The sequence below is a fragment of the Armatimonadota bacterium genome (assembly GCA_013359125.1).
Taxonomy (GTDB): domain Bacteria; phylum Armatimonadota; class Fimbriimonadia; order Fimbriimonadales; family GBS-DC; genus JABWCR01.
Map to the genome: position 1 here is coordinate 1 of JABWCR010000032.1, position 26,488 is coordinate 26,488.

The 26,488-nt window shown below is 58.3% G+C and carries 23 protein-coding genes; 15 read left to right on the plus strand and 8 right to left on the minus strand.

Annotated features, from left to right (window positions below):
- A partial coding sequence (locus tag HUU60_12075; protein NUL83439.1) for a hypothetical protein occupies nucleotides 1-250 on the plus strand: 250 nt, incomplete at its 5' end.
- Between the two features lies 1 nt (nucleotide 251).
- Here HUU60_12075 and holA read toward each other — a convergent pair.
- From holA to HUU60_12095, 4 genes are read right to left on the minus strand one after another with little or no spacing between them, the layout of a single operon-like run.
- On the minus strand, nucleotides 252-1,313 hold the full coding sequence (holA, locus tag HUU60_12080) for a DNA polymerase III subunit delta (protein ID NUL83440.1): 1,062 nt from the start codon (nucleotides 1,311-1,313) through the stop codon (nucleotides 252-254).
- Nucleotides 1,289-3,490, minus strand: coding sequence for a transglutaminase domain-containing protein (locus tag HUU60_12085; protein ID NUL83441.1), 2,202 nt, complete (start codon nucleotides 3,488-3,490; stop codon nucleotides 1,289-1,291). The genes holA and HUU60_12085 overlap by 25 nt, the downstream gene beginning before the upstream one ends.
- Nucleotides 3,462-4,613: a DUF58 domain-containing protein gene (locus HUU60_12090; GenBank protein ID NUL83442.1), complete on the minus strand. Its 1,152-nt coding sequence runs from the start codon at nucleotides 4,611-4,613 to the stop codon at nucleotides 3,462-3,464. Before HUU60_12090 ends, HUU60_12085 begins: the two co-directional genes overlap by 29 nt.
- 12 nt (nucleotides 4,614-4,625) lie before the next feature.
- On the minus strand, nucleotides 4,626-5,603 hold the full coding sequence (locus tag HUU60_12095; GenBank protein NUL83443.1) for a MoxR family ATPase: 978 nt from the start codon (nucleotides 5,601-5,603) through the stop codon (nucleotides 4,626-4,628).
- Between the two features lie 208 nt (nucleotides 5,604-5,811).
- Here HUU60_12095 and HUU60_12100 point away from each other — a divergent pair, with 208 nt between their 5' ends.
- From HUU60_12100 to HUU60_12115, 4 genes are all read left to right on the plus strand, one after another.
- On the plus strand, nucleotides 5,812-7,341 hold the full coding sequence (locus HUU60_12100) for a hypothetical protein (protein ID NUL83444.1): 1,530 nt from the start codon (nucleotides 5,812-5,814) through the stop codon (nucleotides 7,339-7,341).
- Nucleotides 7,342-7,462: 121 nt separating this feature from the next.
- Nucleotides 7,463-9,307, plus strand: coding sequence for a tRNA uridine-5-carboxymethylaminomethyl(34) synthesis enzyme MnmG (gene mnmG, locus HUU60_12105; GenBank protein ID NUL83445.1), 1,845 nt, complete (start codon nucleotides 7,463-7,465; stop codon nucleotides 9,305-9,307).
- A 91-nt stretch (nucleotides 9,308-9,398) separates the two neighbouring features.
- Nucleotides 9,399-9,668, plus strand: coding sequence for a hypothetical protein (locus HUU60_12110; GenBank protein ID NUL83446.1), 270 nt, complete (start codon nucleotides 9,399-9,401; stop codon nucleotides 9,666-9,668).
- Nucleotides 9,669-9,694: 26 nt separating this feature from the next.
- Nucleotides 9,695-10,252, plus strand: a complete 558-nt coding sequence (locus HUU60_12115; protein NUL83447.1) for a toxin-antitoxin system HicB family antitoxin — start codon at nucleotides 9,695-9,697, stop codon at nucleotides 10,250-10,252.
- Here HUU60_12115 and HUU60_12120 read toward each other — a convergent pair.
- A complete protein-coding gene (locus HUU60_12120) occupies nucleotides 10,249-10,959 on the minus strand; it encodes a hypothetical protein (GenBank protein ID NUL83448.1) in 711 nt (236 codons plus the stop codon). The genes HUU60_12115 and HUU60_12120 overlap by 4 nt on opposite strands.
- Nucleotides 10,960-10,991: 32 nt before the next feature.
- On the minus strand, nucleotides 10,992-12,860 hold the full coding sequence (locus tag HUU60_12125; protein NUL83449.1) for a hypothetical protein: 1,869 nt from the start codon (nucleotides 12,858-12,860) through the stop codon (nucleotides 10,992-10,994).
- 159 nt (nucleotides 12,861-13,019) lie between these two features.
- Between HUU60_12125 and htpX the strand changes: the two genes are divergently transcribed.
- From htpX to HUU60_12145, 4 genes are all read left to right on the plus strand, one after another.
- Nucleotides 13,020-13,853: a zinc metalloprotease HtpX gene (gene htpX, locus HUU60_12130; protein ID NUL83450.1), complete on the plus strand. Its 834-nt coding sequence runs from the start codon at nucleotides 13,020-13,022 to the stop codon at nucleotides 13,851-13,853.
- Between the two features lie 61 nt (nucleotides 13,854-13,914).
- Nucleotides 13,915-15,093, plus strand: a complete 1,179-nt coding sequence (locus tag HUU60_12135) for a thiolase family protein (protein ID NUL83451.1) — start codon at nucleotides 13,915-13,917, stop codon at nucleotides 15,091-15,093.
- Between the two features lie 18 nt (nucleotides 15,094-15,111).
- A complete protein-coding gene (locus HUU60_12140) occupies nucleotides 15,112-17,088 on the plus strand; it encodes a 2-oxoisovalerate dehydrogenase (protein NUL83452.1) in 1,977 nt (658 codons plus the stop codon).
- 7 nt (nucleotides 17,089-17,095) lie between these two features.
- Nucleotides 17,096-18,250, plus strand: coding sequence for a 2-oxo acid dehydrogenase subunit E2 (locus HUU60_12145; GenBank protein ID NUL83453.1), 1,155 nt, complete (start codon nucleotides 17,096-17,098; stop codon nucleotides 18,248-18,250).
- Between the two features lie 4 nt (nucleotides 18,251-18,254).
- Here HUU60_12145 and HUU60_12150 read toward each other — a convergent pair whose 3' ends face one another.
- Nucleotides 18,255-19,130, minus strand: a complete 876-nt coding sequence (locus HUU60_12150) for an ABC transporter permease (protein ID NUL83454.1) — start codon at nucleotides 19,128-19,130, stop codon at nucleotides 18,255-18,257.
- Nucleotides 19,130-19,843 carry an ATP-binding cassette domain-containing protein gene (locus HUU60_12155; protein ID NUL83455.1) on the minus strand — a complete coding sequence of 238 codons (714 nt, stop codon included), beginning with the start codon at nucleotides 19,841-19,843 and terminating at the stop codon, nucleotides 19,130-19,132. Before HUU60_12155 ends, HUU60_12150 begins: the two co-directional genes overlap by 1 nt.
- A 64-nt stretch (nucleotides 19,844-19,907) precedes the next feature.
- On the opposite strand from HUU60_12155, the gene HUU60_12160 reads away from it, so the two are divergent.
- The 6 genes from HUU60_12160 to HUU60_12185 all read left to right on the plus strand — a co-directional run.
- On the plus strand, nucleotides 19,908-20,708 hold the full coding sequence (locus HUU60_12160; GenBank protein ID NUL83456.1) for an acetyl-CoA carboxylase carboxyl transferase subunit beta: 801 nt from the start codon (nucleotides 19,908-19,910) through the stop codon (nucleotides 20,706-20,708).
- A 9-nt stretch (nucleotides 20,709-20,717) separates the two neighbouring features.
- Complete coding sequence (locus HUU60_12165; protein ID NUL83457.1) at nucleotides 20,718-21,680, plus strand: acetyl-CoA carboxylase carboxyltransferase subunit alpha; 963 nt, start codon at nucleotides 20,718-20,720, stop codon at nucleotides 21,678-21,680.
- Nucleotides 21,677-22,579, plus strand: coding sequence for a glycine--tRNA ligase subunit alpha (gene glyQ, locus HUU60_12170; protein NUL83458.1), 903 nt, complete (start codon nucleotides 21,677-21,679; stop codon nucleotides 22,577-22,579). Before HUU60_12165 ends, glyQ begins: the two co-directional genes overlap by 4 nt.
- Nucleotides 22,576-23,643 (plus strand): site-specific DNA-methyltransferase, encoded by a 1,068-nt coding sequence (locus HUU60_12175; GenBank protein NUL83459.1) that lies wholly within the window; start codon nucleotides 22,576-22,578, stop codon nucleotides 23,641-23,643. The genes glyQ and HUU60_12175 overlap by 4 nt, the downstream gene beginning before the upstream one ends.
- A gap of 254 nt (nucleotides 23,644-23,897) precedes the next feature.
- Nucleotides 23,898-25,610, plus strand: coding sequence for a hypothetical protein (locus tag HUU60_12180; GenBank protein ID NUL83460.1), 1,713 nt, complete (start codon nucleotides 23,898-23,900; stop codon nucleotides 25,608-25,610).
- 223 nt (nucleotides 25,611-25,833) lie between these two features.
- Nucleotides 25,834-26,488 (plus strand): hypothetical protein (locus tag HUU60_12185; GenBank protein ID NUL83461.1); only part of this gene is annotated, 655 nt, incomplete at its 3' end.

Sequence of the window (26,488 nt, forward strand, 5' to 3'; positions counted from 1 at the left end):
GACCGGTTCGGGCGGCTACGTGCCCGGCCATGGCGCGGACATCTACCTGATCAAGTATTGCGTGTTGCCGGGAGACGCCACGCGGGACGGCCGGGTCGATTCGTTCGATCTGGAGTTTGTTCTGGAACGATTCGGACAGACCACCGGCCTGCCCGACCGACCGACGGGCGATCTGAACGGCGATCGGATCATCGACGACACCGACCTTGCAATCGTGCTGACGAACTATGGGAGAGAGTGCGTGGATTAAGCTAACCAGAGTTAATCGCCAGTTCGAGCGTCAGCCGTTCCAGAATTTCCCTCTCGTTCACGCCCGGGGCAAGTCCCTTCAGAGCCTTATCCGCTGTGCTGATGAGGCCAAAACTGGTCAGAAGTTTATTGGCATTGAGCCGCGCGGCCTGGTTTTCTAACTTTCCAGCCAAAAAAGGCTGTCGCTTGACCAGATCGGCCAAGTTGGTCTCTTTGGGCAGTTCGTCCGCGCCGCCATCGAGCCGAGAGAGCCGCACGCCCTGTTCCCGCAACATTCGGGCTTGGTAAAGAAGGCGGTATTGGCGGGCGATCAGTCCAAGTGTTTTCAGCGCCTCTTCCGGCTTGCTGCTGGCGGCCCAAATCTCGCTCAGTCGAGCCAACGCCCTTGCCGGATCGCCCGCCGAGATCGCATCGACCAAGGCAAAAACCCGCGCCTCCTTGGTCGGCGTTACGCAGGCCAACAGATCGTCTGAAGCGATTCTCGGACGCTCGCCAACGTACAGTATGAGCTTGTGGAGTTCGGCTTGGCAAAGGTCCGCCCTTCCGTCCAATAGTTCCATGAGTCGCTTGGCCACGGCAGGCTGGAGCTCCTTGCCGGACTGCTTTGCAACTTCGATCAGCCGCTTTTCGAGCGTTGGGCCGGCTAAAGGCTCGAACTTGACCAGCAGGCCGATTTTCTTGGCGGTTTGAGCGATGTTTGCGAGCAGCGTCTTGGCGCCTGCCGTTTCTCCATCCGATTCGGGCCACACGACCAAACAGACAAAATCTGGCAAGTTGCCAAGTTCCGTGGCGCTCTTGCCGCTTAATCGCTGGGCATGGCGCAACAGCACGAACCGTCTGTCTGCCAGCACGGGCGGCGTATTGGCAAAGGCGATCAGCTGCGCAAGATCGATTTCGCGCCCATCGAGAGGCGTATAGTCAAAGCCTTCTTCATCAACGTTGAGCGCGGCTTTGAGTTTGGCTACCAAGGCCTTCTTGTCCGCTTCTTCCGGCCCAGAGAGGTAGTAAATGCGCTGCGGAGCCGCCAGTTGGTCGTCGGTCAGCTTAGAATACGCGAGCTCCATAGCAACGCAATCTTACCCCGCAATCGCTTGGGAGCGGGCGTTGCTCTTTGGTACTGCTTCTTCATGGTCTCCAGGCTCTCTTCCATGGCTTTTATCGCCTTATCGGCGCCGTTCTCCGGTCCCCACCGAGCGCGATTGAAAGCAAGCACAAAGCGGTCGCCCGATTTGCGAAACTCTTCCCAATCGCGCGGGATATTGGGTTTAGAGGCTCGCCAATGCTCTTGAGGCGTTTGGGTCTCTGGCCAATCGGGCGCGCCCGACAAGCGCAAAACTTGTACGAACTCTCCGAACAGTTCTTCCGCCATAGATGCTGGGTGAGCGCGTCGGCGGCGCCCGAAGAACATAGGCCAAATCTCTCGACCGATCAGGAACAGCACGACAGCCGCGATGGCCGCGTTCAACAGTAGGCGCGCCAATCTCAGCTTGGATTGTCTGGCCATAGCGGCCTCTGAGTCTTCGCCGCCTGCCCCGGCCAAAGCCGGAGTGATGTCTTCTGCGCCTCGGGTGGCGTCGAACGGCGTCCATCCAATGCCAGGAAAGAAGACCTCGGTCCACAGATGCCGATCTTTGTCTTGCGCGATCCAAACGCCTTCCGTCGGATCCCAAGTCTGAGCCAAGAAACCGCGCGCAACGCGCGCAGGCACATCGACCGCTCGACACATAACGGCCAGAGCGGTGGCGAACGAATCGCAGTAGCCTTCTTTGCCTTCTAAAACAAAGTAATCGACCACGTCGCGATCTTCGGGGAAGGCGGTTACCGCAAGGTTGTACTTCATATTCTGACTCAGATACCGTTCTAGGGCGACTACCCGGTCGTAGGGCGTGCGAGCGTTCTGGACGATGCGTTGAGCCAGCGCCCGGACGTCGCCTAACTTTCCGGGAAGCTGGAAGGAAGATTGGCGTACCTCATAAGGATAATCCTCGCCGGCATTTCGAAAGGCGGCCGAGGTGAGCGGCGGGATTGTAACCGTCATGTCGTAGCTTCCGGTCGCTCCGTTGGCCGCCGCGCCAAAGAAGCCAACGATGGCGCTGGCTTGAATCCAATCGCGGTTCGTGCGCAGTTCGGTCAAGCGTCCAGGATGATAGAAAACCGAGTGGGAATCGGAGAGAGTCGTTATGGTCAGATCAATGCTCTGACCGCGATCGGCTTGATGGATATAGGCCGCGTCTCGAATGCGCTCGGTCCTGAATCTCTGAGTTTCATCAACGGTGCGAGCATGGTCAAAGCGATTGGGCGAGTAGGGCGGGCGGCCCTCCGGCGTTCGAATCTCCTCTGCCGCCAAGCTCAAGAGTCGAGCGCCGTTGCGTCGCCAGCCCTTGCCCGTATAAACGTCGAACGTCTCGTGCCTAAGCAATCGGGCGGCCATGGGAGCATCGTCTTGATACCTTTCAAACCGGGCGCTCAAGACCGGATTGTCCGAAAGGCTGACCGGGCCGGTGCCCACTTGCAACATCTCATTGGACTGTTGCGGTTGGCCGGTCCGGGTGTTGCCCCTTATATTGAATCCGAGGAGCGTTTCCACCAAGAGCTTTCCAACCAAGCCGTGGAGCGCCGGCGTAATCGCCAAGGCCGCCAGACAGATGACGATGGGGGCGACAATGGCAGCGCGCAAGGCCGATGCGGGCTTGGCCGTGTGATCCGTCTGACCGATGCCAAGGCTCTTAAGGTCATTGGTCAGAATGAGCGTAAAGATCAAGATGCCGCAGTAAAAGGCGAACAGCCAGCCGACTTCTGCCATCAGCAGCCAGGTGGACATCAGGCCAAAAAGGGCGATTGTCGGGACGTGTTGAAACAGCAGCCCCGCGTTGGTTACGACAAAAAAGGAGCGAAGAGCGATATACCAGGCGATCGAGGTGGCGATCAGCACCTCGGGTGTGTGAATCACCGCGATTCCGATCATCTGATTGAGCCAGGTCTGACCGCCCAGAGCGACCAAACCGACAAAGAAGTCTAAGACTGCGAAAAACGCCTTCATGCCGAACGACTGCATAGCGCTGCGCGCCCACCAAGCATAAAACGTACCGACCGTCAATATGATCAGCAACGGCGGCGCGATAGAAACGTCTTGGCGCGCCAGCGAGGTGAGATAGATGACGATCGCCCCAGACAAATAGTTGGCCAGATAGAGCGCCGCTACCCGAACCGAGTTAGGAGACCGTCGTTGCGCCAAGGACATGGCTTGCCTCCCTCTGAGTTTGTCGGGTCATCGGTTCATTGACGTCTTGCAGGCTCACCTGCACTATATCCGCCATAAATCCCATACGTCGATAGACGTTTGCAACGCGCTCCAGTTCAATATCGGTCGAAGATGAGAGGGCGACCAGAGAAACGACGGAACCCCATTCGGGAGCTATGCGCTGCAAGTAGGCGGCTAACGACTCTCCCGAACTCGATTCCGCTTGCGCCAGGCTTGCCAAGGCTTGTCTGGGCGCTCCTGGGTCGGTTGGTATTTTGATGTCGATGCCATGCCAGCCGGGGGCGACTATGGTAACGGGCAAACCTCTCGCGATCGATTCCAGCGCCAGCCAGGCAGCGTGCCGAATGCCTTGCTCGATTCGATCATGGCGGTCGCGATTCTGTTCGTTCGGCAACTCGATAGCAATGACCTGTCTGTTCATCCGCCCGCTTTCGAAGTCGCGGACAAAGAGCCGATTGGTGCGGGCGGTGGCTCTCCAATGAATTCGCCTTAAGGGATCGCCCGGCGCATACTCGCGAGCGCCGTGCATCTCGATTCCAGGGCCCTTCCGTTTGGCGCGGTCGGTCTCAAAACCGCCTCCGCCGCCTCTTCGATTCCAGTCCCACCCAGGGATCGGCACGGGTTTAGGCAGAATCAGCACTTCGGTTTGCGGCGAGACGACTGCAGAGGTCCAGTAGAGACCGATCGGATCGGTTCCGATAGCTTCAAGCGGACCGATTTTGTAAAGTCCTCTTCGCGAAGCGGTGAACGCATAGTCGCACTCGCTGCGTTCGCTTTCCATTGTAATGGGCACAAACTCCGGGCCGTCTCGTCGGATGCCGTCGCCAACCTTCTCTTTGATCAGCAACCACGATTTGGGAAGTTTGTTATCGGCCCAGACGGTCGCTCGCACTTGCACCGGCTCGCCTTCCCAAGCCTCGTGAGGAATTGCGCGCTCGGCGACCACGTTCTTTAGGCTCGTTCTGGCAACCCAGTAGGCGCCGAGCATGAGGGCAAAAAGGGTGGCCGCCATCCAGTAAAGCTGCAGGTTGGAGGTCAACGCGCCTGCAACGAACAGGAATGCGCAAGAGGCCGACAAGGCTATGATCTTATATTCTCGCACGGACGCTCCCGACTATGACCTAGAGTATACAGGAGTCGGGGTCGAATCGAGGATTTCCTGGACGATTTGCCCCGCGGACGGCGTTCGGCCCTGGCTGTCCGGCCGCCCGATGATGCGATGGGTCATGACCGGTTCGGCCATTCGCTTAACATCGTCCGGGACAACGTAGGGCCTCCGATGGAACACGGCCCAAGATTGTGAGGCGGCCATGAGCGCCAAAGAACCGCGCGGGCTGCTGCCCAATGCGACCCTTGGATGGCTCCTTGTGGCCGCAACTATCGTAACGATGTAATCTCTCACGCTATCCTCAACCCAAACCCTTCGGGTTTCTTCCTGCAATTGATGAAACGAATCAGGGTCGGTAATGGGTTCCAATCGATCGATAGGGTCTTCAAATTGGTGCGAACTGAGAATCTCAGCTTCAGCACGGGAGTCGGGATACCCCAGCGCGACTTTGGCGAAGAATCGATCCATCTGCGCCTCGGGCAAAGGATAGGTGCCTAAAAGCTCGACATTGTTCTCCGTTGCGATGACGAAGAAGGGCGCGGGGAGCTGATGGGTTTCTCCGTCGACCGAGACCGTGCGCTCCTCCATCGCCTCTAACAATGCCGATTGAGTTTTCGGGGTCGTGCGGTTGATCTCGTCCGCCAAAACGACGTTCGCAAAGACTGGCCCCGCGTGAAACTGGAACTCGCCGGTCTTTTGGTTATAAATGGTGCTGCCGGTAACGTCAGAAGGCAACAGGTCGGGCGTGAACTGAATGCGACGAAACTCTCCGCCGATCACGCGAGCCAGCGCCTTGGCCAAAGTCGTTTTGCCGACGCCGGGAATGTCCTCGATCAAAAGGTGCCCTCGGCAGAGCAGAGCCAGCATCGCCATCTCGACGACGGGACGCTTGCCAATAACCACGGTCTCCACGGCATCTACAAGTTTATGAATTTCTTCCGATATCCTTTCCGCGTCGCTTTGCTCTATTGGGGAAATAGCCATTATAAAATTCTACCTTGCGCCCAGGACGGAACGCCCCGGAACGCCAGGCTCCAGTCTGGCAGAGAAGGCGGGAGGGCGAGCGTCCCGCGATCCGGGAGGGCGAGCCGAAAGACGGGGGCCGGACGGGAGGGCGAGCGTCCCCGCGAGCCAAAGCGCCCTCAACCCTCCGCACCGAGCGCGTCGCGGATTTGTGTCATTATATAGCAACGTGACACCAGGGAGCGAGGCGGAGAAGCGGCTACAAACGGCCTCCACACACGGCCTGGTTGCCAAGACCAGGGGGCTGTCGGCGGCGGAGAAGGTCGTCCGGCCGGCTTTCCTTCGCTGGCTCTTGCTTCAGCCCGGCATCGATCCTGCCGGGGTACGGATCGAGGGCGCGGTTTTTAAGGAGATGCTTGATCTGGCCAATCTCAGCATTCCGTTCCCCCTGTGTCTGACGAAGTGCAAGTTTCGAAAACCTGTTATTCTGACCGACGCCGAGTTTCGTTCGCTCTGCTTTGACGATTCGACTTTCGCCGGCTCCTTTTCGGCCAAGGGCCTTATGCTAAAGAGAGACTTCTCGGCCGAGCGGGCAACCTTTAAGGATTACCTCGACCTGCGGCAAGCGCGCATCGGCGGGAGCGCAATGCTGATAGGCGCCAAGCTGAACGCTAAGTCGGAAGTGGACGGGCTTAGCTGGATTGCTTTCTTGGCCTATGCGATGCATGTAGAGGACAACTTGATGATGCATTCCGACGCGAACCATCGCTTTGAGGCCAAGGGCGAAGTGCGGCTGTTAGGCGCAAAGATCGGGGGGCAGTGGGCCTGCGTCGGCGGCTCGTTCGAGAAGGGAATCTTTGCCGAATGGCTCACCGCCGAATCGTTCCTGTGCAGGCGCGACGATTACGGGAAAGCCCCGAGCATGAAGGGCGCGATCCTTCTCACCTCCGCTGAGATCAAATCCCGCTTTCAGTGGAAGTCGGTCGAAGGCGAGCCCGGACTAAAGTTAGATCATGCCCGGATCGGCGTGTTGGACATCGAGCCTTCGCAAGATGAACGCATGCTCCAGAAGTGGAGCTTGAACGGCCTGCATTACGACCGTTTGGAGAACCCGAAAGAGGCCGACAGCGGCGCCATGCTCGCCTTGCTGAGACACTCGGACGGCGGGCAGTTTTTCCCTCAGCCCTATCGCCAACTGTTCCGAGCGTTGCGCGCGGCGGGCCATTCGGCTCAGGCTACGAAGGTCATGATCGAGATGAAGCGCGAACAGTTCAGGGACTGGCAAGAGAAAGCGCGCTGGTTTCGTAAGCCGATTGTCGGCGCGGCGGCGTTTTTGTCGAGTCTGGTGGGCCACGGCTATCGGCCGGCCAATGCGGTGGTCATTGCGCTTGGCCTGTGGGTTGTCTCCGGCATATTCTATTGGGCGGCGGCGCATCCCGATTGGCATCAGATTATGGCGCCGCGAGAGGCGGAGGTGCGATTCTCGTCGCACTATCGAGAAGATGGCGCTTGGCCGAGCGAATCGCCGCGCTTTTTCCCCTTTGCGTATGCGCTCGATCGGATGACGCCTATTGTCGAATTAGGGCAGGTGGCCGAGTTCCAGCCGAAGGGTCGGACGTACGTGCAGTCTCTGGGCATTGACGTGGGGATGTGGCTTCAGATTCTGGACTGGTTCCTCTTGATTTCTGGCTGGATCTTGACGACGTTGTTGGTCAGCTCGTTGACCGGCTTGATGCGGCGGGTGGAATCGGACGAGTAGCGGCGCTTTGCGCGTTGCGAACGGGATTTTTTTGATGTGTAGCACAATTTTGAGCAGGAATCGAACTTTGGAACGCCAGGCTTCTGCCTGGCATTCGACCTCGCCGGTATACTCCGGTCGGATGAGATACGACGTAATCGTGATCGGATCGGGACATGCGGGCTGCGAGGCCGCGCTGGCGGCCGCGCGTCTCGGCGCGTCGGTCGGCTGCATCACGGTGCGGATCGATCGCACCGCGCATATGCCTTGCAACTGCTCTATCGGCGGGCCTGCCAAGGGACACCTGGCGAGAGAGATCGACGCCTTGGGCGGTCAGATGGCGGTCAACATCGACTGCACGCTGACCCATATTCGCGCTGTCGGGACGGGAAAGGGGCCTGCCGTTCGGACGCTTCGCGCCCATGCGGACAAGTCGCTCTATCCTGAGCGAATGCTTGGAGCCTTGCTTTCTCAGCCAGGTCTGACTATGATCGAGGGCGCCGTCGATTCGATCATCACCCGCCAAGGCGCATGTCTGGGCGTGAAGATGGAAAGCGGCGAAGAAATCGAAAGCCGCGCCGTGGTCATCACAACCGGAACCTTCTTGAACGGCGTCTGCCATACGGGCGAGGTCAAAGAGTCGGCGGCGCGCCATGGCGAGCGGGCGGTGGTCGGCTTGGGTCAGAGTTTGCGAAGCATAGGCCTGCGCATGGGGCGATTCAAGACGGGCACGACGCCCCGAATCGACCGTGCGAGCGTTGATTTTGGCGCGATGGAGACGCTCCATTCCGATACGACCGAGGCCTTCTCATTCCTACACGATCGGATTCAGGTGGAGCGCAAACTGCTGCCCTGTTGGAGAACCCGCACGAACGAACGGACAGCATCGATCATACAGGCAAACCTTCACCGCTCGGCGATGTACAGCGGCCAGATCGAAGGGGTCGGTCCGCGCTACTGCCCGTCCATCGAGGACAAAATCGCACGGTTTCCCGATAAAGAGTCGCATCCCGTCTTTCTGGAGCAGGAGTATTGGGACAAGGAAGACCTCTATGTGCAGGGCACGTCCACATCGCTACCGGCCGAGGTGCAGTTAGCGTTCTTGCGGACATTGCCCGGTTTGCAAGACGTGGAGATGAATCGACCTGGCTACGCTGTCGAGTACGATGTAATCTTTCCCGATCAGCTTTCGCCGATGTTGATGGTAAAGGCATGGCCCGGATTGTTCAGCGCCGGTCAGATAAACGGCACATCGGGCTATGAGGAGGCGGCCGCGCAGGGCTTGGTGGCGGGGATCAATGCCGCCCATTTTGCCCTTGGTCGAGAACCGATCGTGCTCGAACGCTCCCAAAGCTACATTGGTGTGATGATCGACGATCTGGTAACAAAGGGCGCCGAAGACCCCTATCGAATGCTGACCGGCAGGGCAGAGTACCGGCTGGCGCTTAGGCACGACAACGCCGACGAGCGGCTGACGCCGATAGCGCGGAAAATCGGATTGGCATCGGTTGATCGAGCTAAGCGCTTTGAATGCAAGACGACCGAGGTTCAGAACGAGATTGAACGATTGAAGGGGTTGACTTTGGGCGGGCGCCACAACCCTCTTCTTGAGAGCGCCGGATTGCCGACGCTGACCGGCTCGGTCTCGGCCTATGACTATTTGAGCCGACCGGGAGTTGTCTGGGACGCATTGGCGGCGCTGTTTCCTTCAGCGTCTCCGGTTTCCGCCGACGCTCGATTTCAGGTCGAAACGCAAGCAAAGTATGCGTACTATCTGCGAAAGCAGGATTCGGAAGTTCAGCGGATGCGCCGGCTGGAAGAGCATCGCATACCGGAAGGGATCGACTTTCTCGCATTGAGGGCGATCTCGAAGGAGTCTCGGGAGAAGTTAGCGAAGGTTCGGCCTTTGACGGTCGGCCAGGCTTCGCGCGTGCCGGGCGTGCGCCCGGCCGACATCTCGGCGCTGTTGGTCTATCTGAAAAAGTGAAACCGGTAGGGATCGGGGGTTGACAAAGCTGCCAAAATGCGCCATAATATTGGGTAGTTTGACACTACCGGCGGTGTCGCGCCGTCTATAGATGAGTAAGAAGTCGGCGGACAAGATCGTTGCTCGGTGGCGCAGCGGCGCAGTGCACGAAGCGAAGGAAAGCGAGTTGATCGCGGTGTTAAAAGCGTATGGGGTTAAGTGGCGATGGTCGAAGAAGCGGCACATTGTCCTAGAGATGGATTCACGACTGACGCAAACCTATGGCGATGTCGTGTCGCTCAGTTACCATCATCAAGGCAACCAGGGCAAAGTGAGCCCTAAGAGTATAAGCAAGCTGTTGCAAGTGTTAGATGATTTGTAGTTTTTATAGCGAGGAGACGTGTAGCGATGACAAACGCAGAAAAGCTGGAACTGTATCCAGTGTCGGTAACGATGCTCTCAGAGGACGAGGGCGGGGGATTCTTTGCTTGGTTTACCAACATCGGCGCATCATTGTCGGGCGAAGGTCTGACAAGGCAGGAAGCCATTCAGGATTTGATGGACGCATCCGAATCCTATTTAGAAGTCTTGGACGAGCGAGGCGTTGAGCTTCCAGAAGTTCCGGCGACACCGGATTGGACCATGCTATCAGGGCGAGTAACGCTTCGGTTGCCCAGATCGCTTCATGCTCAGCTTGTAGCGATGGCGGAGATGGAAGGCGCGAGCCTCAATTCGCTCATTACGTGCATTTTGGAGTCGGCGGCTGCATCGCCCACCTATCGCCCCACAACCCTTGCCAACATTAAGGAGCCTCAGCAACCTGAGAGAAGGGGCTCGACACGCAGATCAAAGGCGAAGAGCCCTGTTCTCAAGCTATCTTCTGAACTTGGAGCATCCCCCCGAAGAGCTACAGTTAACGAATCGAAAGTGCACTACGACAAACCTAAAAAGAAAAAAAACCCCTAACCGCCGATCCAGTGCAGCAATCGGCCGCAACTCTCGCAGGCTACGAACACAGGGTCGTTTTTGATCTTGGTCATGATGAACGCCGTAACCGCCGTGTTGCACGCCTTGCAGGTATTGTCCTCTACCAAAATCACCGCGAGACCGCCGCACTTCTTTCGCACAGCGTCATACTTCGCCAAGCTTGGCGCATCGATCTCGGCGGCCATCTCCTCTCGCTTGGCGGTCGCTTCGGCTAACTGCGCTTCTAACTTGCTTTTCTCGCTCAAATACTGCTCCATGTGCGCGGCGTACTCGACTTCTGCAGCCTCCCTCGCTCTTGACGCCGCTTCAAACTCGACTTTTAGCGCCTCGATCTCGTCCCAAAGGCCGATCACACGGTCGTCGAGCGTTCCCCGGTACTTCTTCAGGCTCTGAATGTCCAGCTCCAACGCTTGGAGTTCCTTAGGAGATGCGACCTTTCCCGAATAGAGCTTCGTTTCAAAGCCCTTAATCTTGTCGTCGGTGGCCTTGTCCTGCAGTTCGATATCGTGAACTTCGGCAGTCAGGGCTTTGAGTTTGGCCGAGAGTTCGTTCTCTTGTGCGAGAGCAGCATCGAGCACCGCTTTCAACGAATCTCCCGCGTCCAAGGCTGCAATCTTTCGATTCGTCAGCATGATCTGAGAATCGACCTGTTGGAGCCGATAGAGCTTAGGCGTCATTGGGTGCATGGCAGAGCATCAAGAGGATACCCTGCCCGCAGCTACTTGATGAGGTACTTGGCCAGGCTCTTCTTCATCGGCGAGTCCAACTTCTTCGAATCGAGATGCCAGACCGTCGCGCCCTTGTGCTGTTCAAAGCAGGGGAAAGCCGTGAGCAAGGATGCCACAGCCTGTCGCGGCGCTCGTCGCACAATGTTGACTTCTGTCAACAGGGTTAGGTAGTCCGCGCCCTTCTGGTACCGCTTCATCACCTCGACCAAGATTTCAAACAGGCTCAGTTCTTCCGAACGCGCTTGCAGGTCGAGCAAGTCCTCGTATCGCGACTGGCCGACATGCATGACGGGGTCGTGCTCGCCGGTAAATCGGATGCGATACTCGTTCGGCTTGTCGGCCATGGTCAGTTCGAAGATGGCGCCGGATGCGATCTCCACCTCGGCAAATCGGTCCAGCAAGCCGTACAGAAGCCGATTGTCTTGGTTCAGCCACACTTCGTGGCGCCGATCTTTCTCGTCCGTGATAAAAACCTGCTGGATATTAGGGTCGTCCAAAAAGAAACCGAGCGGTATCTGGCAGAGCGGGAAGGTGCCTAACTCTCGGTGATGGCTCTTTAGGACGCAACGGATCGAGTTGGGGATCGCAGGCAGCATCACGGGCGGTTCTTCGTCCAAAACGTCCTGCGCGCGCGGATCGCGCATCTCTTTCAGCAACGGCTTGGCGAAAGCATCTTCGCTCAATACCGGGTCAAACGGCTCTTCCGTTTCGGGATTGATCGCATCGCTTGGGACCGGGAATTGGAGAACGGCCGGCATCGCGAGCACATAGGGCGGGATATGCTCAGGCCGACCAAAACGATCGTAACCCAGCCACTGAATGCGACCGTCCGATAACAGCGCGCTGACCAATGTATTCAGGTCGTCGGCAAACGTCTTCGAATCGGGCCGAACCTCAAACCGCTCTTCCAGCAATTTTGCGCCGCTCACAATCTCTCGGCTGGTCAGAATCTTGTCGACCAGTTCCATTGCCTCTTCGCCCCGGATCTCCAGCGGTTGGGCTTCTTCCTCGGGCAGGTCTTTCTCCAACTTCTTCAGTGCGGCCAGTCCCTTCTTCTTCCATTCGGTCGCGGCCTTCGGGTCGTGCCAGGCAGCTTCTCCAGCGAATATCAAGTTCGATTTCTGCAATACCGCGTCGAACAGTGCGACAGGGCTATAGGGAAAGACCCAGCGCGGATCGGGATCGAGGGTGGAATACCAGGCCACGAAGCCGACCGCCCGATTATCGATCGGCGCCTCGAGCTTCTTAATCATCTTGACGACGGCTCCGGTCGGGTCGTCCGACCAGGGAAGTCCCTTGCCTGCTTTGAGATAAGGCTCAACGGCTTCTCGGCTCAATCCATTGTAAAAAAGAGCATCGTCGGCGGCGCGCTCTCGCTCTGATTCCAGAGCCCACTCGTAGGGCTGCGGTTCCAGCTCTTCAACATGGAACAGCCAATCGCGCAATCCAAGCCAGCCCGACTCGGTGCAGAAGAGAACGCCCGATTGTTCGGCAATTCTGGGCAATGCCTCCAGATAGAACTCGGGAATTCGACGATAAAGACTAGCGCACTCGTCGGCGGCGCGCTGCAAGCTAATAGCAGCGCCGTGAGCCCTGATCATCGACTCAAGAAAGCCGAGCAAAGGCGCTTCGGACGAGAGCGCGCGGTAGGCAGGCATCCATCGGCGGTCGCGCTGGACAAACTTATCAGGCTGCGTCAGGAGCGCCGCGCGCAACGAAAGCTGGCTAATACCGAGGTCTTTGAGCTTCTCGACGGCTTCGCTCAGCCGAGCAGTGCCGCTGGACGGCAACGATTCCAGAATAAGTCGGTCTATGTAGTCTCTCGCCAACTGATCGTCGCGAGTAGCGGTTTTGGCCATCCTGTCCCCTCCGGACTCAAAATCTGAGCAATGTAAAGTATGGCACACGAAGGCAAGGGCTTGAAGCCTGTTGGACGATGCGCCATAATCAAGGGCCAGGAACCGGCAAGAAAACGCTGGCGTATCTATTATCGACAATCTTGGAGGATCAAGGTCTCTATGAACATACTCAAAACCGGAATGCTGATGGCCGTGCTGACCATCCTGCTTGGAATAGTCGGCCAGTTGGCTGGCGGCCAGCAGGGTTTAATCATGGCGCTCGTTATCGCGGGCGGCATGAACTTCGTCATGTACTGGTTCAGCGACAAGATGGTTCTGGCCATGTATCGCGCTCAACCCGTAACCGAGGCGCAGGCGCCCGATCTCTACCGAATGACCCGAAACTTGTGCCAGAGAGCCGGTCTGCCGATGCCGAAGCTTTACATATTGCCCGAAATGCAGCCCAACGCCTTCGCAACGGGACGCAATCCCAATAACGCAGTGGTCGCGGTTACGCAAGGCCTGCTTCAGTTGATGGACACTGCCGAGGTCGAAGGAGTCATCGCGCACGAATTGGCGCACATCAAGAATCGCGACATGCTGACAATGACAATCGCCGCCACGATCGTGGGCGCGATCAGTTTCCTGCCCAGACTGCTGCTCTTTAGCGGCGGACGCAACGATCGCGGCGTTCATCCGGGCATCGTGCTGGCCGTCAGCATTCTCTCGGTGTTCGCGGCGATACTGCTACAGATGGCCATTTCGCGCGCTCGGGAGTACGAGGCCGACCGAGTCGGCGCAGAGATCGCGGGCCATCCCAACGGCTTGGCCAGCGCGCTGTTAAGGCTGGAGCAAGCCTCCCAGCGCATTCCGATGGAGCACGGTTCTCCTGCCACTGCGCATCTCTTCATCGCCAATCCTTTCAGCGCTAAGGGCATGATGAACATGTTCAGCACGCATCCGCCCATTGCCGAGCGCGTCAAGCGTCTGAAAGCGATGGTCGGCGCTTACTAATCGGCTCCCTGTCGGGGTATCATAGGCGGCAACAATCGCTATCCCGGCAGGGGGTCTTTCAATGCAGGATGCCGTAATCGTAGCCCTATCGCGCACACCGATCGCCAAGTCGCCAAGAGGCTCTTTTCGCCACACGCGCCCCGACGATTTGGCGGCAGCAGCGATCAAAGCGGCGCTTGCACAACTTCCTTCGCTCGATTTCCACGAAATCGACGACGCCGTCTTGGGCTGCTCGATGCCCGAAGGCGAATCGGGTATGAACGTGGCTCGGGTGGCCTGCCTTCGGGCAGGTCTGCCCAATACTATCCCGGGCGCCACCGTCAACCGTTTCTGCGCGTCTGGGTTGGAGGCTGTCGCAATCGCCGCACAGCGCATCCGATCGGGCGATGCGGAAATCATGATCGCTGGCGGCACCGAAAGCATGACCCTGGTTCCGTTTTTGGGCGTCAGCACCAAGCCCAATCCCGCATTGGTCGATTCGGCGCCGAACACCTATCTGAACATGGGCCTCTCGGTCGAGCAACTGTCCAAAAAGCATGGCGTAACGCGAGAGCAGGCGGACGCTTTCTCTGTGGCAAGCCACGAGAAGGCCTTGGCCGCGCAGGCAGAAGGCAAGTTCGAGGCAGAAATCGCTCCTGTTGAGACAGTCGTCGAAGAGAGCGTTGACGGTCGGCCTGTCGAGAAGAAGTTGCGAGCCGACAAAGACGAGGGCCCGCGAGCGGGCACGACCCTAGAAGGGCTTGCAAAACTGAGACCGGCATTCCGATCGGATGGCGTGATCACGGCGGGCAATGCGTCCCAACGAAGCGACGGCGCCGCGATCGTAATACTTATGAGCGCGTCCAAGGCAGACAAACTGGGCATCAAACCGTGGGGACGATTTGTCGGCTACACGACCGCTGCGGTAGCTCCAGAGGATTTTGGCGTTGCGCCCGCCTACGCCGTGCCAAAACTGCTGAAAAAGCACGGCCTCAATCCAGAAGATCTGGATCTGATCGAGTTTAACGAGGCCTTTGCCGCGCAGGCGCTCGCATCGGACAAACTCTATCCGTTGCCGATGGATCGGATGAATGTGAACGGCGGGGCGATCGCCTTGGGCCACCCGCTCGGATGCACCGGGGCGCGACAGACGGTTACGCTTTTCCACGAGCTTCGACGAAGAAGCGGCAAATACGGCTTAGTTACAATGTGCGCTGCGCTCGGGATGGCCGGCGCAGGATTGTTCGAAGCCTATTCTTAATGAACACAGGAGAGGGCAATGAAGCCAGCAACGATTGAGAACGCTCAGCTGAACGGCGTTGAGCTGCTAAAGATAATGTTCGCTTCGCGCGAGGGCGACCGGCGCGAAGGAATCCTAATGCGTCAGGGCAAAGGGTGGTTTCAAGTGCCGGGCATGGGGCACGAGGCGATCGCCGCGATCGCTTTTCACCTGCGGCCGGACGACTATCTGTTTCCGACTTATCGAGATCGAGCCCTGATGGTTGCCCGAGGAATGACAACCCGAGAAATCGCTCTAGACTTCTATGCTCGCCACGGCTCTAGTTCGGACGGTCGAAATATGCCGGCGCACTACTCTTCGGCTCGGCTCAATGTCTTCTCCGTAGCGACGCCTACCGGAGCGCAATGTCTGCCCGCGGCTGGCGCGGCTTGGGCGTTCAAGTCGGATGGCAAGGATAGCGTTGCCATCTGCACCATTGGCGACGCGGCGAGCCGTCAGGGCGAATTCTACGAGGCCATCTGCTTAGCCGTTCAGGATAAGCTTCCCGTCGTCTTTATCATCGAGGATAATCAATACGGCATCAGCACGCCGACGGCGCACATGCTCCCTACTCGGCTAGGAATCTTCAGCGACGAACTGATCATGAAGATCAACGGTCGAGACGCTGCCGAAGTCTTTGCGAAAGGCGGCGAGGCGATCGCCAAAGCCAGGCGCGGAGACGGGCCGACGGTGATCTGGGCCGAAATCGACCGACTCGGCTCCCACACCAGCGCCGACGACCATCGCGTCTATCGACCGTTGGACGAAATTGACGAGATGATGAAGCGCGACCCGATTCTGTTGTTATCCGAGAAGCTGATTGCGAACGGCGAGTTGACGGAAAGCGATTGGCAAGCCATCCAGGACGAGATCGCCGCAGAAATAGACGCAGTCTATCAGGAAACCGAGCGCGTTCCGTTTGCGCCGGCATCGGAAGTGATGGATCATCTCTACGGCCCGCAGGTCTCCTATCGTCCGGTGCCGTTCCAGCCCGAAGAATCGACCGGCACAATGGTACAGGCGGTTAACCAAGTGCTAGACGCGGGCTTGGCGACCTTCCCCAAGACCATCATGTACGGCGAGGATATCGAGGACCCCAAAGGCGGCGTATTCGGGTTTACCAAGGGCTTGACACAGAAGTATCCTGGGCGCGTGACGAACTCGCCCTTGGCCGAGGCGACCATCGTAGGCGCGGCGGTCGGTCTGGCCACGGCTGGATACAAACCTGTGTTCGAGATTCAGTTTATCGATTTCATAACGCCCGGTTTTCATCAGATGGTCAGTCAGGTCGGTACGCTCCGTTGGCGATCGAAGGGCGAGTGGAAATGCCCAATGGTCATCTACTCGCCATACGGCGCCTATCTGCCTGCGGGCGGCATGTGGCACAGCCAAAGCAACGACGGTTGGTGGGCGCACATTCCCGGTCTGCGGACGGCGATCCCCAGCACGCCCGAGGACGTGGTCGGTCTTTTCTGGTCGGCCTTTCAAGACGAGGATCCATCGCTGATCTTGATACCAAAGCACATCTTTAGGATCAAGATGCCGCAATCAAAGTACGAAGCGATTCCTTTCGGCAAGGCCGCCGTGCGGCGCGAAGGATCTGACGTTACGATCGTCAGTTGGGGCAACTGCCTAGAGTTAGCCGAAGCTGCCGCCAATCAAGCGCAAGAAGAAGGAGTCAGTGTCGAGGTCATCGATCTGCGCACGATTCAGCCTTGGGACGAGGAGACGGTCGAGAAGTCGCTGGCCAAAACGGGGCGATTGGTGGTCGTCCATGAGGATCAGCGCACCTGCGGACTGGGCGCAACGGTCGTAACCGAGATGGTCTCTCACGCTCATCGATTCAACTGCCTGCTGGCGCCGCCTCAGTTGGTCGCTCGGAAGGACGTCTACATTCCGTTCTGCCCCGATCTGGAGTACGCGGTCTTGCCCGATCTCAAGCAGGTTCTTCAAGCCGTCTACAACACGATGGAGTGATTGCGATATGCCAATAACGGAAGTTCTAGTGCCGCAACTGGGAGAAGGCCTGCAAGAGGTCAAGGTTATCCGCTTTCTGAAGCAGCCCGGCGAGACGATCAAGCGCGACGAGCATTTTTACGAGATGGAGACCGACAAGGCAGTGGTCGAAGTCGAGTCGCCCTATGACGGGACGCTGACCGAGTGGCTTGCCGGCGAGGGCGATGTGCTGGCCATTGGCGCGCCCATCGCCAAGATGGAGACTGCCGAGGCTGTCGCCGCGCCCGCTGCTCATGGCGCGCCAGTCTCTCATGCCGTTCCGACCGCGCCCGTTCGCACTGAACGTCCGGCAGCCGGCGATGTGGTCATCCCTCCGCGCACACGGGCTCATGCAAAGAGCTTGGGACTTACTGAAGACGAGCTTCGCTCGATCCCATCGAACACGGGCAAACTGATGCCCGAAGATGTGGACGCTTTCGTGTCGGCCCGCGGTAGCGCCGCGGTCGAGGTTGCGGGCGAAGGCTACACCGACCGTCCGGTGCCGGCTCAGCAGCGCACATTCATGTATCGAGTCAAGCGCAGCAGCCAGATCGTTGTGCCGGGCACCATCGATATCTTTGTGCCTTGGAAGAACATTCGAGGTCTATTCGAGAGTTTGCGCAAAGAGGACGTCGAGGTGCAGCCGTCCGAGTTCGTAATGGCGGCGTTTTGTATCGCCCAATCGGCTAAAAACCACACCAAGTTCCGCTCGACTCTTGTCGGAGAAGAGACGATACGAGAGTGGGATCATCTGAATATGGGGATCGCGGTCGCCCGGCCGAGCGACGAGTTGGTTACCGCAGTCGTGAACGATGCCGATGCCCTAGAGTTTGTGCCGTTCGCTCGGGCCGTTCAGAGCCAGGTTCGACGCGCTCGCGAGGGGCAAGACCAGGCGTCGATGGCCACGCAGATGTTAGTAACCTACATGGGCGCTCATAATATCGTCGCGGCGGTTCCGGTTCTCGTTTCGCCCGCAGTGTCGGTCGTTTTCATTGGGGCGGCGCATCTTCGAGAGGGCCAGTTGATGACGACCGTCGGTCTGACCTTCGATCATCGGCTGATCAACGGCGTGGGAGCGGCGAACTTTCTGAACGAGATCGGCGAGCGGATGGAGAAGCTGGAGCGTTCCGAACTGGGGCTTTAACCGACTAAACGCGAACGAATCGCTGGGCGGCGTAAAAGGCAGACAATGCGCCCATGATCGTGCCGGCGCCGACCAGCAGGCCGGCCACAGCCAATGGCGGCGCCGCGGCCGCCCAATTGCCGATAAAAGGCGCGGCCTCGGCCAAGGCGTCCAAGGCGCGCGGCACCGAAGCCAACACAATAATGGCCGCCAGAAGACCGCCCAACATTCCTTGCACCGCGCCTTCTAGAACGAAAGGCAAACGAATCGTTCGATGGGTCGCGCCGACCAGAGCCATCACGGCGATCTCATCTTCGCGAGCTTTAACGGTCAGTCGAATGGCGTTGTAGATCAAGATCAACGCCCCCAGCATCAAGATGCCGGTGAAGATCAGCCCCGTCCAGCGGACAATCCGCGCAATGCCTTGAACCATGCCGAGATCATCGCGCAGATCGACCACCTTATCGATCACTGGCTCTTCTCTAATCTTGTCCGCCAGCGTCAAGCAAAGTTCGGGCTTTTTGGCCGCTACGACCAACTTATCGGGCAACGGATTGGGCATTCCTTCAAAGGTCATGTCGCTGCCCAATCGTCTCTTCTCTTCGGGCCAGGCTTCCTCTTTAGTAACCAGTTTGACCGACTTGGTTTCGGGCATTGCTTCAATCCGACCGACGACCGCCTCTATTTCTTCTCGCGGGGCGTCCATTTTGGCGAAGGCATTGATTTCGAACTGTCTAGGCAAGGAGGACGCTACGCTGTCCAATTGGAACAGAGTGAAGGCGACGAGACCCAGCAACACCAACGAAACCATGGCCGTCGTGATGGCGGCCAGTTGCATCGAAGCATCCCTCTTGAGGCTGGTGAGGGTCTCTTCTATAATGAAGAGCGTTCTGTGAAGCATTAGAGACTCCTCACAACGGCCCGCGTTCGATCCAGGTCGGACGGGTAGAGGCTTTCTTCAGTGTCCGAGACGATTCGTCCGCGCTCCATGGCGACCACTCGCTTCTTCAGGCTGTCCACAATGTTGGGATCGTGAGTCGAGACGACCACGGTCGCGCCTTTGTGATTGATGCGAAGAAGCAAGTCGGCAATGTCCTTGGAAGTATCGGGATCGAGATTGCCGGTCGGTTCGTCCGCTATCAAAAGCTTTGGGTTGTTGGCCAATGCTCTAGCAATGGCTGCGCGCTGTGCCTCTCCTCCAGAGAGCTGTTTGGGCATGGCCTGGCCTCGATGGCTCATGCCGACCAGTTCCATCACATAGGCAATTCGCTTCTGGGCTTCTCTCTCGGTGTGTCCAATAGCGCGAAGACCGTAAGCGATGTTCTCCCAGACTTTTTTCTTGGGCAGCAGGCCGTAGTCTTGCGGCACGATGCCCATCATGCGTCGAAGATTCGGAATCTTACGCTCGGGGATTTTGGTGATCTCTTGCCCCAGGACGAAAACCCGGCCGCAGGTCGCGCGCTGTGCGGCATAGATAAGCTTGAGCAGCGTGGACTTGCCCGCCCCGGTCGATCCGACGAGAAAGACGAACTCGCCCGAGTCGATCTTAAGGGAGACGTCTCGCAGAGCGGTTACATCGCCATAAACTACGCTGACCCCCTGAATCTCGATCATGCTTTCTCCGCTCGGCGCCTCGACGCGCATTATACCCTTGGGCCTTTCAGGTAAAATTGGCGCCATGCCCAAGCCCGAACTCCCCGCAGACGACAACTGGGTGCAGTGCGGCAAGTGCCGAAAGATTCTCTTCCGCCCCGACTTTCTCCGCGCGCTCAAAGTGTGCACGGCTTGCGGACATCATCATCGGCTCTCAGCTCGCGAGCGCATCGAGATGTTGACCGATCCCGCGACCTTTGAAGAGCGAGACGTACAGGTTGTAAGCGCCGATCCGCTCGAATTTCCCGAGTATGCCGACAAATTGGCCAAGAGTTTCACCGGTTCGGGCGAGATGGAGGCGATCTTGACCGGTAAGGCGGTAATCGAAGATCGGCCCGCGGTGATCGGCGCTATGGACTTTGGCTTTATGGGCGGGAGCATGGGTTCTGCGGTCGGCGAGAAGATCGCGCGCTGCTTCGAGGCGGGCATCGAGGAGCGATTGCCGGTCGTAATCGCTTGCAGCTCGGGCGGGGCAAGAATGCAAGAAGGGCTGATCTCGCTGATGCAGATGGCCAAGACCACGGCGGCTGTCTCGGCCTTTCGTCGATCAGGTTTGCCCTATATCGCGGTCTTTACCGACCCGACTATGGCGGGCGTTCTGGCCAGTTTTGCCTCGTTGGCCGATGTGATCGTGGCAGAGCCGGGAGCCTTGGTCGGATTTGCCGGCCAGAGAGTAGCGCAACAGGCTCAAGTGATCAAGGCGCCGGGCAACTTCCAAACCGCCGAGTTTCAGCACGAGCACGGCATGATCGATCTGATCGTGCATCGACGAGAACTCAAGAGCACAGTCGGCAGACTGCTGGATTATCTGACCCAAGCGGCGTAGGTCAATCGTATGAACATTATCGATTTTGAACGGCCTATTACAGAATTGGAAAGCGCGATCAATCAACTTCGGCGGCTGAAGATGGAGCGGGGAGTAGACAGGAGCCGAGAGATCGCCGAACTGGAGAAGGAGCGTGAGCGACTGTTGAAAACGATATTCAGCCACTTGACTCCTTGGGACAAGGTGCTGCTTGCGCGCCATCCCAAGCGACCCTATGCGCTGGATTATGCGCGCTCCATGTGCGAGGGCTTCATGGAGCTTCACGGCGACCGCTTGGGCTTTGACGACGGAGCGGTCGTTGCAGGCTTGGCCCGCATCGGCTCGCATAAGATCGCCCTGGTCGGCCACCAAAAGGGCAGAGACCTGCGCGAGCGCCAGCGCCGCAACTTTGGGATGGCCAAGCCGGAGGGCTATCGAAAAGGCATGAGAATCTTCGACCTCGCCGAACGGTTTAGACTCCCCGTCGTCACTTTGGTCGACACGCCCGCAGCCGATCCTGGGGTCGAATCGGAAGCGAGGGGCATCTCTGAGGCGATCGCAGCCTCGATGATGAAAATGTTCGAGCTGACCGTGCCGACCATTGCAGTCATTCTAGGCGAGGGCGGCAGCGGCGGCGCAATCGGATTTGCCACGGCCAATCGAGTTCTGATGCTCGAGCACAGCATTTACTCGGTCATCCCGCCCGAAGGCTGCGCGGCTATCTTATGGAGAGACCCGTCCAAGAATCGCGAAGCGTCCGAAGCGCTCAAACTGACCGCCCAAAGCGCCATGGAGATGGGTTTGATCGATGGAATCATCCCCGAACCACTAGGCGGCGCGCACAGAGACGCCCAAACGACCGCCCTCAGCGTGCGCGCCGCGATCCTCCATCAACTCGAAGAACTCGGAAGCAAGAAACCGTCCGAACTTCAGCACGAGCGATACGAGAAGTTTCGACAGATGGGCATCTATCAGGTCAAGGCCGATATATGACCTTTCAAGATCTGTTAGCCGCGCTCCAGAAGTTTTGGGGCAACTATGGCTGTTTGATCGTCCAGCCGCACGACCTGGAAGTCGGCGCGGGCACGATGTCTCCTATGACGGCCCTGCGATCGCTGGGCCCGGAGCCCTGGAACGTCGCTTACGCCCAACCCTGTCGCCGCCCGACAGACGGTCGATACGGTCGAAACCCCATGCGAATGCAGCACTACTACCAATATCAAGTCGTGTTGAAGCCGTCTCCCGAAGATGTGGTCGATGTTTACTTGGAGAGTCTAAAGGCAATCGGCATAGACGTTGTCAAAAACGACGTCCGCTTCGTTGAGGACGACTGGGAAGACCAAAGTCTGGGCGCGTCGGGCGTCGGATGGGAAGTCTGGTTGAACGGCGCGGAGATCACTCAATTCACCTTTTTTCAGCAGATGGGCGGGATAGAGTGCAAGCCCGTCAGCGCAGAAATCACCTACGGCCCAGAGCGCCTGTGCCTGTTGCTTCAAGGTCGAACAAGCGTCTGGGACAACATGGAGTGGGGACACGGAATCACCTATAGCGACGTGGATTTTCAATCCGAACTGGATCACAACTACTATAACTTCGAGCAGGCCGATACGGAGATGCTGTTCCAACTCTTCGACCAGCTGGAGGCCGAAAGCAAGCGGATCGCCGAAGCGGGCCTCGTCTTCCCGGCCTACGAATTGGCGCTTAAATGCTCGCACGCTTTCAATCTCCTCAATGCGCGAGGCAGCATCTCCGTTACTGAACGCGCCAACTACATCAACCGAGTGCGCGCGCTGGCCAGGAACTGTTGCCGCATGTACTTGCAGCAGCGCGAAGAGCAGGGATTCCCGCTCTTGCAAAAAACGTGGCCTCGCGGACTCGCATCGGCGCGATGACCGAAGGCATCGTCCAGGGCGACTGTCGAGAGGTCCTGGCCGAGTTTCCCGAAGCAGAGTTCGATGCGATTTTTGCCGATCCGCCCTATAACTTGCAACTGCGACAGCCGCTCTATCGCCCAAACCAGACTCTGGTCGATGCCGTAAACGACGACTGGGACAAAGTGGGCGATTTTCACGACTACGACGCCTTCACCCGCGAATGGCTGTCAGCCTGCCGGCGCGTCCTTAAGCCCGATGGCACGATCTGGGTCATCGGAACCTATCACAACATCTTTCGCGTCGGTTCGATCCTGCAAGACTTAGGATATTGGATTTTGAACGACGTTGTCTGGATCAAGACCAACCCAATGCCCAACTTTCGAGGCGCCCGGCTGACCAACGCGCACGAGACCTTGATCTGGGCGGCCAAAAGTCGCGAAGCAAAGGGGCGCCTGCTAAACTACAAGAGCCTAAAGGCCGGCAACGAGGACAAGCAAATGCGCAGCGAATGGGTGATTCCGATCTGTAGCGGAGCAGAGCGGACCTTGCAAAACGGCCGGAAGGCGCACTCGACCCAGAAGCCCGAGGCGCTGCTGCATCGCGTCTTGATGGCTTGTACATCGTGGGGCGATTGGGTCTTGGATCCCTTTGTAGGTTCGGGCACGACGGCGGCGGTGGCCAAACGTCTGGGCCGGCGATGCGTGGGGATCGAGCAGGACGAGGGGTATGTGAAAGTGGCGCGGAAACGGTTGGCTTCGGTCGCGCGTCCTGACGAGGCATTGCGCGAACTGTATGAACCCTACGATGAGCCGAGACCATTGCGAGTACCTTTCGTCAACCTGGTGGAGCAGGGCGTGTTGGCTGTCGGCCAGGAGCTCTACTTTAACGGCAGTCCCGATCTGACAGCCCGAATAGGGGCCGACGGAACATTGCTGGCCCCCGACGGCGCTCGGGGCTCGATTCACAAGATCGCGGGCCTGTACGGCAGCGTCGACCGCCTCAACGGCTGGACGGTCTGGTTCTACCTGGGCGATAGCGGGGAGATGGTTTCGATCGATGGGTTGAGGCCGCATTCACCTTAGAGTTCGAACTCTTCCGGGAACTTTTCTCGCGCGTTGACGGTCTAAGGGATCAAGGCGGGATCATTCGTGAGTCTTCGCCTACATCTTCACAAGGAGGTTTCACATGCATCAGCGAAGTTGGAAGTTGCTTCATGCCCTCCTGTCGCACGGGGGGGGGGGGTAGAACCCTGTCGTTGCTCGCGCTTTCTCTGTTAGTCTCAGTCGTATTTTCCCAGGGTCCGAATTGTGATTTTTGCACAGGTCATTCTGGAACAGTGGGTCATTTTGGCGCCTCAAGACGACTCGATTGGTTTGCGACAGTCGATGGGCCGGGCGGCAAGGGTCTTGTTTTCACCAAGGTCCTGACCTCGGTTACGGGCATGATCTATGTCATGGGCGAGCTAGGTGTCGGGAGCAATCAGGACTACTATGTCGCCAAGTTCGATCCTACGGGAACGCAGAGTCCAGTTTGGAGCCGGACGTTCAACGGTTCGAACGACCTGATGGACTCGCCTCGCGCCATGGTCCTCGATGCGTCGGGAAACGTCTATGTTACCGGCGTTTCATTCGTGAGCGCAACGGACGCGAACATTGTAACCATTAAGTACGCCAACAGCGATGGTTCGACGGTCTGGTCGGCCACTTATGACGGCGCGGCGATCGACGACATCGATCAGGCGTACGACATGGCCATAGATGGGGTCCGTAATACTTACATTGCGGGCAGCAGCCCGAGACGCGGCCAGGGCGGATCGCCGGTCGGTCGCGACCTGATCGTTTTGAGATATGACATGAATGGTCAGCCTCACGATCAGTGGCCAGAAACAGATGCGGAGTTTGAAGGCGAGCGCAGATGGAGCAATCCAAACTTCGACGGCATCGACGAAGGGTTTGCGATAGCGCTGGGCAGCATTCCGCAGATCGATCTGCCGCCCATCTCCTATGTCGTTGTGTCCGGCCAAACGCAGCAGTCGTCGACCAACCAAGATTGGGCGACGGTTCTCTGGGAGATTGAGACTGGAGACCAGCGGTGGTTCAAGACATACTCCTCGATTTCCAAGAGGTTCATCAATCATTCGAATACGGACCGGGCCTTCTCAGTAGCGGCCGATGCGTCGGGTTATCTGCTGGTGTATGGCAACGTGGGCGGCGCCCAGCAGTTTCCTGGCGTTACCGGCGCTGCTAAGTACCGGGCAATCGATGGCCTCGTCTGCTGGGCGGGAGAAGTTTGCTTGCTCTCTGGCACGACCGCCGTTGGCCAGAATGCGGTCGCGGCCAAGTTGGACGGTCGGGGAGCGTTGGTAACCGTCAACCGCGCGCTTGACAACGAATCCACCATTGAAGGCCAAAACATGATCGCGTCGAGATGGAAGGTGTCTCTTGGGATTGTCGACTGCCCAACCATGGGCGAAAGCGGTCTGGGCGTCTGCACCGAAGGCGAGGACGAGTACCTCGTCCAACACGGCCCCGAATGGATCAGGCAATACGACCGGTCTGCAACGAACAACAACGACGAGGAGATCGCGACAGGGCTCGCTATAGACCCAATGGGACGCATCGCCGTTGGAGGATACGAAAGGACGGGATCTGGCGCTTCCGATCTGATCGGCATACACTACTCTCGACGGTTTCCCTACGGTCAAAGCGAGGAAGTCAACGAAGGTTGCACCTACTTTCGACGGTCGGTTTCCGACAACAAGGTGGAAGCAAGGGCGGCGACCACTCAACCTTGGGGCAACTTTATTGCTGCCGGTCGGGAAGGGCCGGAGAGTTCTCCTAAGGGATTTGTCGGTCGGTTTTGCTGGTTGATCGGCGATGTCAATGGCGACGAGATCGTAGACGACGCAGACTTGGCCATAATTCTCGAGAACTTCGGACAACCCGCTAGTAACAAGTGCGATCCGAGGGATATCGACGAGAACGGTGAGATCGACGATGGAGACCTCGCCGCAGTCCTGACACACTTCGGGAGACAATGCAACCCTTAGTCGCATCAGCCTTCCTGGGTGCGGAGATGCCTCCCGCCCAGGGGGTTGCATGGAGAGTGATATCGTGAATACATTGGTGGAGAACGCTCGTAGGATGAAGATGTGCTGGCTGCCGATTGCTTTGTGCTCTGTGTTAACGTGCGCTGAGGGATATAGTCAGGTCAGTCGCCAATGGCTGTCTTTTTGGGCTGGGCCGCGGTCGATGCACGAGTGGCCGAGGAGCGTGGGCCTGGATGCACAGGGCAATCCGGTCGTCATTGGCGTTGGCGGCTTCTCGGAAGGCATGCTGGCGGTCTTGCTGAAGTTCGATCCTGCCGGCGGCTTGTTAAGGGAAACCCCGGTTTCAATTGCGGGTTATGGCGCGCCGCGGCCTCTCGGAACCACCTATCTGTCGGACGGGTCGTCGGCTTTTGTCGGCAATGCGACGCCTTGGCCGGGGGGCGACGGATCGGATCGGATGCTGGTCGTGAAGTTCGATAGCAATGGCGAGGTCGAGTGGCGCTGGGTGCACGAGGCGCAAGGGAACGAGTGGCACAGCCAAGGCGAGGCGATCGGTGTCGATTCGAGCGGCAATCTTTATGCGGGCGGTCGGATCGTCGATCAAGAGGGCCCCGGCGCGCATCATGCTGTGGACGCCTTTTTGGTCAAGCTCGGTCCTACCGGCCAGATGTTGTGGCGCGCGCGTTTTGACGGTCGCGACCGGCTGAGCGACTCTATTCGCAGAATTGTTGTGGACAGCGATCAAGGTTGCTTGTATACGGTAGGTACAGCGGGCGTCGAGGGCGATCCGCCTGGGTTCAATCGCACCAACGACATTCTGATCCTCAAGTACGACCTGAACGGCAACCTTCTTTGGTCGAGGCAGTGGAACGGCCCGG